This is a genomic window from Pseudomonas sp. ICMP 3272, assembly GCF_001466905.1.
Taxonomy (GTDB): Bacteria; Pseudomonadota; Gammaproteobacteria; order Pseudomonadales; family Pseudomonadaceae; genus Aquipseudomonas; species Aquipseudomonas amygdali.
The window spans coordinates 1-13,234 of record NZ_LKEK01000039.1; the positions used below are offsets into that span (position 1 = coordinate 1).

Consider the following 13,234-nt stretch of genomic DNA (forward strand, 5'->3'; position numbering starts at 1 on the left):
GCGAACAAAGCCCGCGGGCAGCAGCGGACCACTCGTATGAAATCAAACTGGAAGATGGCAGCCTGGTGAAAGGAATGACGAACGCAGACGGACTGACAGAGCGCGTGCAACGCGAAATGATGCATCAGGCGCAAGTATCGGCACTACGCAGCGGCACACCGAAAGGAGGTGCCCAATGAACGGCGCCGATGAATACGCCGTTGCCCAAGGCTTGCCCAAGGCAACACACGCCTGATCCCCAACCTAAATACCACCAGCAAAATGGAAGTTCCCGCCGACTTGCCCGGCGTAGTGATCTTTCTGCATGGTGTGATCTGCATGGTGTGAATGACCCGGGGGCTTCTTATGAGTCGGTGGAGACCGGGTTGTGTCAGGGGGTGAATGAGCGGCTGGATCGGCCGGATTTGGTGGCGGGACGGTATGGGGCTGAATACGACGTTGCGAAGAAAAAACTCAGAGCCAAGCAACCGCTGGGAGATCGAGATAAACAGCTACTCGACGACCCAGACACCCATCTTTACAGACGCGATGCAGAAGACCCGAAAACTCGCAGCCTGCTGATTCCTTTTTATTGGGGATATCGGGCCGACCCTAGCGAAATCAGTCGAGACAAGAACAACAACCCCACAAAACTGCGCGACCAGTATCAAGACATACAGGGCAATCGCCTGGATCGCCATTTTGGCAAGGCCGGTGGTTATTTTGTCAATGCCACCAATAACCTGCTGGAAATGTATGACAAGGGCCTGCCACTGACCATGCGCCTTAAGATTGCCCGACTCACGCTGCCCAATACCCATTTTATGGGGGATAACCCACATCGACGTTATTACGTGCTGGCTGCTCATCGGCTCGCGATGATGGTCAAGGAGATACGCCGGGTGTCTACCGACGAAACCATCACGATCATGGCGCATAGCCAGGGCACGTTGATCACCCTGCTGGCGCAAGCGCTGCTGGTCGACGGAGGGCATCGTTGCGCGGACACAATCATCATGGTCGACACACCCTACTGCCTGTTCCCGGAAGTCACCCCCAAAGATCAAGACACGCTAACCACACTGACTCGTATCGTGGCACAGGTGACTCAGGCACCCCATACCCAGCCGCCGCTGTCGGACCTGCGCAACCCTGCAACCTATTGCGGACGAAGCGGCCCACAGTGGTCGCCGACACAAGGTACGCGCAAGGACAAGGACAAGGTCGGTAATGTGACGGTATTTCCTGAGCGTGATAACCGCGGCAAGGTGTACCTGTATTTCTGCCCGGACGACACCACCGTCGCGCTGGATGACGTCAGAGGCATCGGTACGTTTGGGGTGTGGGATACGCACGGTAAGGATAGCGATCGCAACCCCATGGCTGAATTGAAAGCCGTGCGCTTTTATCAACGCATGTGGACCAAACGCCACCGTGACGGGTCGCCGGTCATGGTTGGAAAGCCTCCAGGCTATGACCTGTTGCGCGCCAAAAACGAATCTCGTTATGCCGGCGACAGTTGGTTCGCAGGCCTCCTTTCGAAAGGCCCTACTGAAGAAGGGCATCGGATACTGATCAACGCTGAACAACTGTACCCGCCCCACGCCCCCTATATGTTTGGCGGGGAGGAAATAAAGGGTAAGCCGACCGAATCGGGTCTCGACAGACCTGACGATGCAAACAAAGCCTCTGCCGTAGGCAATCCAAGAGCCAAGCTCAGATGGCACTTTGTGCGCAACCACACTGGATCGATAGATCTGGAGCGAGAGCTCGTAGAATGGAATATGGGCAAAGCGCCAGGTCAACAGACCCGCATAATACGCAAACGAAGATTGACAGGCGACGGCGCACCGAAGCCTTCGGATACCTACGAAATACTACGAGAGGACACGCCGGACGAAATACGTGAGTTCATGGATGAAAGCAATTCGACCGAGGTGCTGGACTTCAATAGCTATCACTCGGGTCTGTTGCGAAGCCAGGAAAACCATCAATGGGTAACGGCGATGGATATCGCGATTGGTCAGGCGAAGTGTTTGGACGATCCGGTAATGCGTGATGTGCTGGTGGCGATTGCGGATTGGAAGATGGATGTAAGGCAGTTTCTTAGCACCACTGAATTACCTGGCTGGGAAAATCTTAGCGCTGAAGCTCAGGCACTCGTGAAGGCCAGCCATGAGTATTATCAAAAAGGAATCTTTCCACCTGCGAGCTTAGTATCTCTGGTCCCTCCTCCCTTGGTTCAGGCCTCAATGAAAAGTGGAGGTAACCAGTGACAGACAAACGGCAAAAATCAACGCTTCGTCCAAAACTTAAGCTTTATGTCTGGATAACCGGAGTAATGCTCGCGCTATGGCTCGGCTTCGTTCTGATGGTCTATCTCAACGCACAGGAAAACAACATGGAACTTCGTGACATAAACTCGGTTACCCGCTGGGGTATTGCAGGGATTCTAGGTGCGGTTCTGCTCAGCTACAGCGGGCATTGGTGGGGCAAAGCTATTGCTAATGAAAAGCACGAACTGGCGGCTTATAAATCCGAGATTATTGCTAAAAATACAGAACAACAGGTTGCGCAAGCACGAACATACTCACTAGAAATACGAGGCGTAGGCCTTGCAGTCAATGACTGGCATCAATCGTCTGTCTGGCGAGAAATTGCTAAAAAAAGCAACAATTTCTCATCGATATTTCCGTCGGACTCTAAAGCCTATAACCCATCATTGAGCTCGCGAGAAACTACAGCGGATATTAATACTCGGGTGGCTTTTCAGCATTCCGCAGGAGAGTCAGTAGCCTATTGGCCAATTCCAGCCTTTGCTTTAGGCCCTCCGAACCCTTACGAAAAGCCCTACCGTGCAGCGAACCTGATCAACTCTGGCCGGAATGCAGCGACCTTAGGTGTCACCCAGCTTCTCTGGCAAAACGATGAGAGCACCAACTACGCACAAAGCATGATCGAGCGCCTGTTTCAGTTTTTTGAGGCTAATCCTAAAGTTCCGCAAGCACTGATCGCAAGCGAGGACGGGGACGTCACGCGGAACATATATCGCAAACGTGGCGCTCCTGGCCTGCAGAAAAATACTCAAGTAGTACCAACGGTATTTGAAAGCATGACAGGCCTGCTGGTCACCCGCTCTGACAGGGTAGATCGATATATTCGTCCCTATGCGACAAACGAGCCAGAGGACAACCAGAGCAAAGATACCGATCTAGGCAAGCTTTGGGCTTTCTACTGGGATCGGGACAAAGCATTTATGGACTGGTACGAAACTGCCGAGAAAGCGAAAGGCGTTGAAACCCCCTACGCCCCCGGAACCATGTCCACCGCCTACTGGCAATCCCAGCTCCCCACCCTCTGGAAAACCATTAGCAATCGCGGCCCCGGCAATTTCGAGCCCTCCCCTTGGTTACCTATTCGCTGGGGTCAGCATCAGGTCAAGGAGTTCGACGCTGCGCCGGTGCTTGGCTACCTGCATCGGCCAATCAAGGCTCTGATGCAGGATGAAAACGGCAAGCGCCTGAAACCTGCCTTGCAAGCCAAAGCCTTGCAAGCCGCCTGGGTAAAGGCACTAGACACACTGCCTGAGGGTCAGAAACCTGTGCGGGTGTTCTACGACAGCACCAACAACCCTGAAGCGGAAATTGCCCTCAACAATGCCCTGCACGACCTGAACAAGGACGGCCACGGTCTTGAGCTGGGCAACGTCGAAGAGGGTTACGACATCGGTCGCCGTCTGGGTAATACCGGGGTCAGCGGTGCATTGGTCGAGATCAATCTGGCGACCATCGCCAGTTACAAGGATGGCGGCGTCAGCGCCGTGGTCTACGCCGGCACCGATGGCAGCCTGACCGTACAAATGGTCCGCCCGCCCGATGAAGCCCGTAAAGCGAAGAACAGCCAGAACCGCGGCGCAGATCCGTTTACCTTCGGCTCGCCAACCGGCGGGGCACCCGCAGAGTGAGTTATCCGGTCTGCCTGGGCGACGCCACCAGCAGTGGTGGCCGAGTGGTGTCCTGCCAACTGGCAGGCACCCACACCCTCAACGGCAAGCCTCCGGCCGTGCTGGGCGACAAAGCCACCTGCCCGCTTCATTCAGGAGAATTCGCCTTTATCGAAGGCCACCCCACCCGAAAACTGAACGGCATACCGGTGGTCCTGCACGGCCACCGACTGGCGTGCGGCTGTCAGGGTGTGGCCAGCCACGCCATGAATGTGCGAGTGATTTAGGATATTTCGTGATCAGGTCATGCAGCGCAAGTACAGGAAACAACATGGAACTGCCCCCTCAATTGGAACAAGGAAGAAAAATGTACACGCGTTTTTGTCAGGCCGTCGTAGGGATGCATTTAGTCGCTGGGATGGTTCTATTAGCGGGCTGTGCGCAAGAGTCAGTGTCCCCGTGTGACGAGTTGATTGGTGACTACGCCACAAAGCCCAAGAATCAGCCAAGGATTCGTATCGAGAAAAGCGGCAAGAAGTTCTTGTTCACGCATAGCGAATCGGGTGCACAGGTCAGTGAGCCGCTCACCCCCTTACCCAACGCCGAAATAGTGGAAATGTTTGAAGGCAAGATAGTCCCGCCTCGCTGCATTCTCACCGCTGATGGTATGAAGATAATGAAGCTCCCCGCTGGCAGCGGCGTTAATCCCACAGAGGATCCCGATCGGAAACTTTCGCAGTATCCCGAGCCGACCCCATTCCTCATGGGCATATCTGCGGGAGTAGCGGCTGTACTGAGTCTTTACCCGGTGCCTCATCAAGAAAAACTCAAAGATATCGACGAGGAAGATGAGGACGACGGTTACATTTACAGTAAATAACGTACTTTTTGTGCCGGAGAGCTGAAAGGCATGTTCGTATCAACAGACGGTAAAGCGCCCGGGCATCGCTGAAGGCAGACAATCATCAATCATGAAAATAGCCTTTTCCTGAACCTGCAGATAAAGAAAAGCCCCGACTCTCACGAGCCAGGGCTTTGTCATACCGCACAAACCACTATTCCTGAACCACCCGCACAATCCGTTGCGGCAGTGGGATCTCGATGCCTGCGTCCTTCAGACGGTCGCGCGCTTCGATGTTGAACATCGACGTCACGTCGCCCATGTCGCCACTGCTGGTCCAGACACGCAGGGACAAGGTAATTGCGTTCTCCCCCAGCGCAGCCACCACAGCCTGGGGGGCCGGGTCCTTGAGTACGCGTGGGTCGTCTGCCATGTCCAGCAGGACCTGCAACGCTTTCCTCAGATCCGCGTCGTGGCTGACGCCGATGTCGAAGGTGATCTTGCGGGTCGGCTGACGGTTGGTGTTGGTGATGATCCCGTTGGACAGGTTGCCGTTGGGAATGATCACCGTACGGTTGTCGCCGGTGCGCAGCACGGTGTGGAAGATCTGGATGTTGTCGACGGTTCCCGACACACCCTGGGCTTCGATCCAGTCACCGATGCGGAACGGACGGAACAACAGAATCAGCACACCACCCGCGAAGTTCGCCAGGCTACCTTGTAATGCCAGACCAATCGCCAGGCCGGCAGCACCGATAGCGGCCACAAACGAGGTGGTTTCGACGCCGATCATCGATGCGACGCTGACCACCAGCAGGATTTTCAGAATGATGTTCGCCAGGTTGCTGACGAAGCCCTGCAAGGCCAGGTCGGCGTTTCGCAACGCCAGCAACGCGCCAAGCTTGCCGGTCAGCCGGTTGATCAGCCACCAGCCCACACACAGCGTAACGACTGCCAGCAGCAAGCGGCTGCCGTACTCCATGATCATCGGAATCCAGGCCTGCGACGCTTGCCACAGATGACCGACTTCTGCGTTTAAATCCATCGTTATCTCCTTACTCGTCACGAACTGCGATCAAAACCACGGCGGCCTGCCGTTATTTCAATGCTCAGGGCGATTCGGACTGGCCGGGGAACGCAGGGTTCCCCGGCTTTCAATGCAATGATCAGTCGCGGAAGTTGTTGAATTGCAACGGCATGCCTGAATCGTAGGCACGCAGCGCTGCGATGGCTTCTTGCAGGTCATCGCGTTTCTTGCCGGTAACCCGCACCTGCTCGCCCTGAATGGCGGCCTGGACCTTGAGTTTGGCTTCCTTGATGTGAGCGACGATTTTCTTCGCCAGCTCCTTGTCGATGCCTTCACGCAGGATGACTTCCTGCTTCATCAATTTGCCGGAAGCGTAGGCATCCTTGATCTCGAGGCATTTTGCGTCGATCTTGCGTTTGACCAGCGCCAGCTTGAGGATTTCGATCATGGCCTCCAGCTGAAAGTCTGCTTCTGCGGTCAGCGTGACGGTCAGTTCCTTGAACTCGAAAGTGCCTTTGCCTTTGAGGTCATAGCGACGGTCCAGCTCTTTGATGGCATTGTCGACGGCATTCGTGACTTCGTGTTTATCCAATTCGGACACTACGTCGAACGAGGGCATGTATGTTCTCCAGATAAACGGCGTGCGCACGATTCGGGCACGCGTGACTTGACGGTTTGAAAGAACGCTCATTATAACGAGACTTTTCCTGCATTCACTGTGAGCCTTTCATGCACATCCTTGTTTTCACCTTCAGCAGACCGCTTCAACGCCTTAACGTGCCTCACTGATGGCGCTGACATGGCATGTTCTCGGCGCGGGAAGTCTGGGCACTCTGTGGGCGGCGCGACTGGCGCGCGCAGGCCTGCCGGTACGGCTGATTCTTCGCAATGCTGAACGGCTGGCGGCGTATAACGCCAGCGGCGGTTGCGTGACACTGGTCGAAAACGATATCGCCCATACGTACTCGGTCGAAGCACAGACCGCCGAACATCAACAACCCATCGAGCGGCTGCTGGTCGCCTGCAAGGCCTACGACGCTGAGCATGCTGTTGCGCAGTTGGCACCGCGTCTGGCGGCTCGTGCAGACATCATCCTGCTACAGAACGGCCTGGGCAGTCAGGACGCTGTGGCTGCAGGAACTCCCCATATCCGCTGCGTGTTCGCCTCCAGCACCGAAGGCGCGTTTCTGGAGTCGGACTGGCGTGTCAGGTTCGCAGGCCACGGTTTCACCTGGCTGGGCGATGTATCGAACCCGACGGCACCCGCACTTCTGCAGGACCTGCACGACAGTGCAATTCCCCATGAATGGACGCCGGACATCCAGACTCGTCTGTGGCGCAAGCTGGCGCTCAACTGTGCAATCAACCCGCTGACGGTGCTGCACGACTGCCGCAATGGCGGCCTGCTCGAGCACGCCTGCGAGGTCGCTACACTGTGCGCCGAGCTGAGCGATTTGCTGGGCCGCTGCGGCCAGCCAGCGGCAGCGCATGACTTGCATACTGAAGTGCTGCGGGTCATTCATGCAACGGCAGCCAATTACTCATCCATGTATCAGGACGTGCTTCACGGGCGACGCACCGAAATCAGCTACCTGCTGGGTTACGCGTGTGCGGCAGCCGTGCGTCATCGCTGTCCGGCAGCACACCTGCAGCAATTGCAGACACGTCTGACAGCCCATCTGGCACACAAGGGTTTGCGTACTGACTAGCGCGCGCTACCCTGCTCGCATCACACGTCACTGCGACCTTCCCAATGCCTTTGCGCCAACGCCTGGAAAACCTGCCGGTAGGTCAGAAACTGCTGGCCGCCCTGCTGGTACTGATGACCACCGTGCTGCTGGTTGCGAACCTGACCTTCATCAGCGCGGCTTATTACATCTCTCAGGAAGCGATGGCCCCGCAGGCCCTGCAGACCATTGGCCGTCTGATCAGCAGCGCCAATCTCAACGAGCGCGCCTTGAACTCGCCTGCCGATGCGCGTGCCTTGCTCAGGGAACTCAAAAGCTACGGCCCGCTACGTGCAGCGGCCATATACGACAACGACGGAGAGCGACTTGAGCAGATGCAACAGGGCGAGGGCCTGCAACTGCCCAGGCACTACAAGGACCTCGAAAGCTGGCGGCTTACCGAGTTTCGCAGCACTCAGGTCATCACCGTACCGAAAGGCGACGAACCGCCCGGGCACATGTTGCTGGTTGCCAGCAGCGAGCTGCCTCCCGCGTTCTACACCGGCACGCTAACCGCGAGTCTGGGCATTCTGGTGTTCAGCGTGTTGCTGTGGCTGGTGGTGGCCCGGCAGATCCGGCGCTTGATCACAGAGCCCATTTATCAGTTGGAAGAACTGTCGCGGCAGGTCACCCGCGAAGAAAACTACGCACTGCGCGCAGAGCCAGGCAACGAGGATGAAATCGGCAGTCTGGCCGAGGCATTCAATACCATGCTGTCGCGTATCGAAGCGCGTGAGCAACAACTCAAGCGCGCTCGAGATGACTCCCAGGAAGCTTACGATCAAGCACAGGGGCTGGCCGAGGAAACCCGCCACACCAACCGCAAACTGGAACTGGAAGTTCAGGTGCGCAGCAAGATCGAGAAGAAGCTCACCGGCTTTCAGAACTACCTCAACAGCATCATCGATTCGATGCCCTCGGCGATGATCGCGCTGGACGAGCAGCTGTACGTCACCCAGTGGAATCAGGAGGCGACAGCGCTGTCCGGAACCACGCTGGACGAAGCGTTGAACCAGCCGATCTTTCTGGCCTTCGAACCGATGCGCTCTTTTCTGCCGCAAATCAAGCACACCGTCGAGCGCCACAGCGTGACCAAGATCGAGCGCGTGACCTGGATCAAAAACGACGAGTCGCGCCACTACGCGCTGACGTTCTACCCGCTGACCGGCGATGCCGGGCGTGGCGTGGTGATCCGTATCGATGACATCACCCAGCGTATATCGCTGGAAGAAATGATGGTGCAGTCGGAGAAGATGTTGTCTGTCGGCGGTCTGGCCGCGGGCATGGCCCACGAGATCAACAACCCGCTGGGCGCCATCCTGCACAACGTGCAGAACATCAGGCGGCGTCTGTCCCCGGAACTGCCGAAGAACATTGAGCAGGCCGAAGCCGATGGTGTAGACCTGGCGCAGGTCAATCATTACCTGGAAAGCCGCGAAGTACCAAAACTGCTCGATGGCATCCAGCAAGCAGGTGCCAGGGCAGCAAAGATTGTCAGCCACATGCTCAATTTCAGTCGTTTGAGCAGTCGTCAGCTGTCAGCCTGCGACTTGCCGGCGTTGATCGATCAGGCAGTGGAAATTGCCAGCAACGATTTTGACCTTACCGTCGGTTTCGACTTCAAGGGCCAGCACATCATCCGTCAGTTCGACCCGGAACTGGGTCCGGTACCGTGCATCGCCAACGAACTGGAGCAGGTGCTGCTGAACCTGCTGAAGAACGCCGCCCAGGCCATTCACCAGCGCCCGGAGAGCGAGGAGCCTGGACGCATCATCCTGCGTACCCGTCTCAACCCGCCCTGGGCCGAAATTCAGGTGGAGGACAACGGCATCGGCATGTCCGAAAACGTCCGCAAGCGTACTTTCGAACCGTTCTTTACCACCAAGGAAATTGGCCAGGGCACCGGGCTGGGTCTTTCGGTGTCGTACTTCATTGTTACCAATAATCATAAAGGCCAGATGGAGGTGCATTCCTCTCTCGGCACAGGCACCTGCTTTACGCTGCGTCTACCGCTGGTGGCCAATCAGGTAAGCGTTCAGCAGCAGGTTATTTCCAAGTCTTGATCAGGAATCGCAGCAATGGGCTTTCGTTTGTCGAAGATTTACACACGCACCGGTGATGCCGGAGAGACCGGTCTGGGCGACGGTCGACGGGTGTCCAAGGATCACCCGCGCGTCGAGGCCATTGGTGAGGTCGATACGCTCAATAGCCAGCTCGGCCTGTTGCTGGCCGGACTGATCGATGAGGCCAGAAGCGTGCCGGCCCTCAACGAAGTGATCGAGGTGCTCGCGCCTTGCCAGCATCGACTGTTCGATCTGGGGGGCGAACTGGCGATGCCGACTTACAAAGCCCTGAATGGCGCGGAGGTCGAGCGGCTGGAAGCGGCAATCGATGTGTGGAATGAAGAGCTGGGGCCGCTGGAAAATTTCATCTTGCCAGGCGGCTCTTCGCTGATCGCTCAAGCGCACATCTGCCGCAGCCTGGCGCGCAGTGCCGAACGCCGTTGCCAGCATCTGAACGCGGTCGAGCCACTGGAAGGCGCCGGGCTGGCGTATATCAACAGGCTGTCGGATTTGTTGTTCGTCGCAGCTCGGTTGATCGCCAGAAGACAGGGCATCGCGGAAATACTCTGGCAGCCCGCGCCCAAGCCGGTTTGACATCAAGCCGAAATAGCTGCGCGATGCGGAGCTTCACCCAGAGCATTCCGACGCTGGAGCGTGAGGAACGATAATCTCGACTATCGTGCGACGCTCCGCGTCGGCATGCCGTTCTGGACGCTCTGCGTCCTCTGTAGCAACTCAGACGATCTCGTCAGGCCAGAACGCGCGGATCCCGGCCACGCCCTGTGCGCCGCTTTCCCAGGCCTGTTGGCGCAGCGCAGGGCCTACGCCGCCCAGCAGAAAGACGGGCTTGTTGAAACCTGCTATCAATCGGATGGCCTGATCCCAACCCAGCGGCTGTGCATCGGGATGAGTCAGGGTGGGCTGAACCGGTGACAGTGTGACGAAATCCACCCCCATCTGTTCGGCCAGGGCCAGCTCTTCGGCGTTATGGCAGGAAGCAGCCAGCCAGCGATTCTCAGGGAACGGACGTCCACGACTGGCGTACTTGCGCAGTTGCTCCGCCGTCAGGTGCCAACCGGCGGACGGAAAGTCGCCCAGCCACTCCAGAGGCCCTTTGAGCATGAGCTGCGCCTTGCCGGCACACAGACCCGCCGCATCCACGGCCAGGTCACGGTACTTGGGGTCGTAACCACCCGGCGCCCGCAACTGGACCAGCTTGATACCGCCTGCGATGGCTTTCTGCATACCGCGCAACAGCTCGATATTGTCCAGCCCGTCAGGCGTGATCAGATACTCGCCGGGCAAACGTGCCGCAGCGACAATCGGCTGGTTGGCGGCCGGAAAGTCGTAGTCAGGCAGCTCTCGCGGAGCCGCCCAGACCAGTGGCTGCCCTTCTGCACCATGCGGCTCGCCGGTAAATGCCGAGACTTCCCAGACATCCAGCAATACCTGCTTGTCCGCATAATCGTGACCGACCTTGATCAACGGACGCGCTGCCGTGACCTGAATCCCCAACTCTTCCTGAAGCTCACGTGCGAGCGCGGCCTGAACGGTCTCACCCTCTTCGACCTTGCCACCGGGAAACTCCCAGAGGCCACCTTGATGCTGAGTGTCGGCACGTCGGGCAATCAATACACTGCCGTCAGCGCCACGAATGACGGCGGCAGCCACATGAACTCGTTTCACGATCAGGACTCCTGCAGGCCTGCCTGCTGCCAGCGCTTGAAGGCGGGCCACTGGTAGATGGTTTCGATATACGCCAGTGCCTCTGCCGGCAACTGGACGTGATAGCCGCGCAGACGAATAGCCACCGGTGCGAAGAACGCATCAGCAATGCTCGGCTTGCCAAACAGAAAAGGACCACTTTCGGCAGCAGCAGCGCGACATTCGGCCCACAGCTCGACGATACGGTCGATATCGTTCTGGGTATCGACGGTGATCACTTCCAGCGCCTTATCCTGACGCAGGTCCATTGGCATGTTCGAGCGCAGATTGACGAAACCGCTGTGCATCTGCGCACACGCCGAACGGGCCTGGGCACGGGCAGCGATATCACGCGGCCACAGCTCGACGTCCGGGAAGCGCTCGACCAGATATTCACAGATCGCCAGCGAATCGATGATCGTGCCGTGCTCACACTGAAGCGCAGGCACCTTGCCGGTCGGCGAATACTTGAGAATATTCTCGCGGGTGTCCGGCAGGTTCAGGCGGATGACTTGATCGGTGAACGCAGCACCGGTCATTTCCAGCACCAGCCAGGGACGCAGCGACCAGGAGGAATAGCGTTTGTCGCCGATAATCAGATGCAGGCTCATGGTTCAGCTCCATTGAGCCCGGCGCGAGGGCAGGATGCCCGCGCGCTGGGCATTGAATCAGGTGCGATATTCCGCGTTGATCTTCACGTATTCGTGAGAAAGGTCGGTGGTCCAGATGGTTTCGCTGCAATCACCGCGACCCAGCTCGATACGAATGGTGATCTCTTCTTCGGCCATTACCGCCGAGCCCTGCTCTTCGGTGTAGGTCGTGGCGCGGCAGCCCTGGCTGGCAATGCATACGCCGCCCAGGAATACGTCGATCTTGCTCACGTCCAGGTCCGGCACGCCAGCGCGGCCGACAGCCGCCAGAATACGTCCCCAGTTCGGATCGGAGGCGAACAGCGCGGTCTTGATCAGCGGCGAGTGGGCCACGGCATAACCGACGTCCAGGCACTCCTGATGATTGCCGCCACCGTTGACTTCTACCGTCACGAACTTGGTCGCACCTTCGCCATCACGCACGATGGCCTGAGCGACATCCATGCACACGTCGAACACGGCTTTCTTCAACGCGTCGAACAACGGGCCCTTGGCCTCGGTGATCTCGGGCAGATCAGCCTGACCGGTGGCAATCAGCATGCAGCAATCGTTGGTCGAAGTATCGCCATCGATAGTGATGCGATTGAAGGACTTGTTGGCACCATCGCGAATCAGGTCCTGCAGTACGCTCTGCGACACTTTGGCGTCGGTGGCGATGTAGCCAAGCATGGTCGCCATGTTCGGGCGAATCATGCCTGCGCCTTTGCTGATGCCGGTTACTGTGATGGTTACGCCATCGTGGGTGAACTGACGGCTCGCGCCTTTGGGCAGGGTGTCGGTGGTCATGATGCCGGTCGCCGCAGCGGCCCAGTTATCCACAGACAGATCATCAAGCGCGGCTTGCAGCGCGCCTTCGATTTTTTCCACAGGCAACGGCTCGCCGATCACGCCCGTTGAGTAAGGCAGCACTGCTGATGCATCGACGCCAGTCAGTTGCGCCAGCTTTTCGCAGGTACGTCGCGCAGCAACCAGACCTGGTTCGCCCGTGCCTGCGTTGGCATTGCCGGTGTTGGTCAGCAAATAACGCACAGTGCCCTGAACACGCTGTTTGGCCAGAATGACCGGCGCTGCGCAGAACGCATTCAAGGTGAATACACCGGCAACGCTGGAGCCTTCGGCACAGCGCATGACCACGACATCCTTGCGCCCCGGGCGTTTGATGCCGGCAGAAGAAATGCCAAGTTCAAAACCGGGAACCGGGTGCAACGCAGGCAAAGGACCAAGACCAACAGCCATCGGGGTGCTCCTCAAGGAGTATGGCGCCGTCCGCATCGGTACGGCGATCAATGAAAAAACGCCG

The 13,234-nt window shown here is 57.8% G+C and carries 11 protein-coding genes and 1 pseudogene; 7 read left to right on the plus strand and 5 right to left on the minus strand.

Features of this window, described 5'->3' with window-relative positions; genetic code table 11:
* Nucleotides 1-175: 175 nt before the first annotated feature.
* From AO068_RS06405 to AO068_RS06420, 4 genes and pseudogenes are all read left to right on the plus strand, one after another.
* A pseudogene (locus tag AO068_RS06405) lies at nt 176-2,255 on the plus strand (T6SS effector phospholipase Tle3 domain-containing protein).
* Entirely contained in the window at nt 2,252-3,943 is a 1,692-nt protein-coding gene (locus AO068_RS26630) for a type VI lipase adapter Tla3 domain-containing protein (protein WP_161936576.1), read from the plus strand. Before AO068_RS06405 ends, AO068_RS26630 begins: the two are co-directional and overlap by 4 nt.
* On the plus strand, nt 3,940-4,209 hold the full coding sequence (locus tag AO068_RS06415) for a PAAR domain-containing protein (RefSeq protein ID WP_003431441.1): 270 nt from the start codon (nt 3,940-3,942) through the stop codon (nt 4,207-4,209). Before AO068_RS26630 ends, AO068_RS06415 begins: the two co-directional genes overlap by 4 nt.
* Nucleotides 4,210-4,289: 80 nt before the next feature.
* On the plus strand, nt 4,290-4,802 hold the full coding sequence (locus AO068_RS06420; RefSeq protein WP_058407975.1) for a hypothetical protein: 513 nt from the start codon (nt 4,290-4,292) through the stop codon (nt 4,800-4,802).
* A 175-nt stretch (nt 4,803-4,977) separates the two neighbouring features.
* Here the strand turns inward: AO068_RS06420 and AO068_RS06425 are convergent, their stop codons facing one another.
* Together AO068_RS06425 and AO068_RS06430 are read right to left on the minus strand one after the other, a co-directional pair.
* On the minus strand, nt 4,978-5,808 hold the full coding sequence (locus tag AO068_RS06425; protein WP_058407945.1) for a mechanosensitive ion channel family protein: 831 nt from the start codon (nt 5,806-5,808) through the stop codon (nt 4,978-4,980).
* Nucleotides 5,809-5,929: 121 nt separating this feature from the next.
* Complete coding sequence (locus tag AO068_RS06430; protein WP_003304827.1) at nt 5,930-6,409, minus strand: YajQ family cyclic di-GMP-binding protein; 480 nt, start codon at nt 6,407-6,409, stop codon at nt 5,930-5,932.
* A gap of 169 nt (nt 6,410-6,578) precedes the next feature.
* Between AO068_RS06430 and AO068_RS06435 the strand changes: the two genes are divergently transcribed.
* From AO068_RS06435 to AO068_RS06445, 3 genes are read left to right on the plus strand one after another with little or no spacing between them, the layout of a single operon-like run.
* Nucleotides 6,579-7,499, plus strand: coding sequence for a putative 2-dehydropantoate 2-reductase (locus AO068_RS06435; protein WP_058400724.1), 921 nt, complete (start codon nt 6,579-6,581; stop codon nt 7,497-7,499).
* A gap of 44 nt (nt 7,500-7,543) precedes the next feature.
* Nucleotides 7,544-9,580 carry a sensor histidine kinase gene (locus AO068_RS06440; RefSeq protein WP_058407946.1) on the plus strand — a complete coding sequence of 679 codons (2,037 nt, stop codon included), beginning with the start codon at nt 7,544-7,546 and terminating at the stop codon, nt 9,578-9,580.
* 15 nt (nt 9,581-9,595) lie between these two features.
* Complete coding sequence (locus AO068_RS06445; RefSeq protein ID WP_058400722.1) at nt 9,596-10,174, plus strand: cob(I)yrinic acid a,c-diamide adenosyltransferase; 579 nt, start codon at nt 9,596-9,598, stop codon at nt 10,172-10,174.
* 141 nt (nt 10,175-10,315) lie between these two features.
* Here the strand turns inward: AO068_RS06445 and AO068_RS06450 are convergent, their stop codons facing one another.
* From AO068_RS06450 to argJ, 3 genes are read right to left on the minus strand one after another with little or no spacing between them, the layout of a single operon-like run.
* Nucleotides 10,316-11,266, minus strand: a complete 951-nt coding sequence (locus AO068_RS06450; RefSeq protein ID WP_058407947.1) for a Nudix family hydrolase — start codon at nt 11,264-11,266, stop codon at nt 10,316-10,318.
* A 2-nt stretch (nt 11,267-11,268) separates the two neighbouring features.
* Nucleotides 11,269-11,895 (minus strand): glutathione S-transferase family protein, encoded by a 627-nt coding sequence (locus AO068_RS06455; RefSeq protein WP_002555036.1) that lies wholly within the window; start codon nt 11,893-11,895, stop codon nt 11,269-11,271.
* Nucleotides 11,896-11,952: 57 nt separating this feature from the next.
* A complete protein-coding gene (gene argJ, locus AO068_RS06460) occupies nt 11,953-13,170 on the minus strand; it encodes a bifunctional glutamate N-acetyltransferase/amino-acid acetyltransferase ArgJ (RefSeq protein ID WP_004666177.1) in 1,218 nt (405 codons plus the stop codon).
* Between the last annotated feature and the right edge of the window lie 64 nt (nt 13,171-13,234).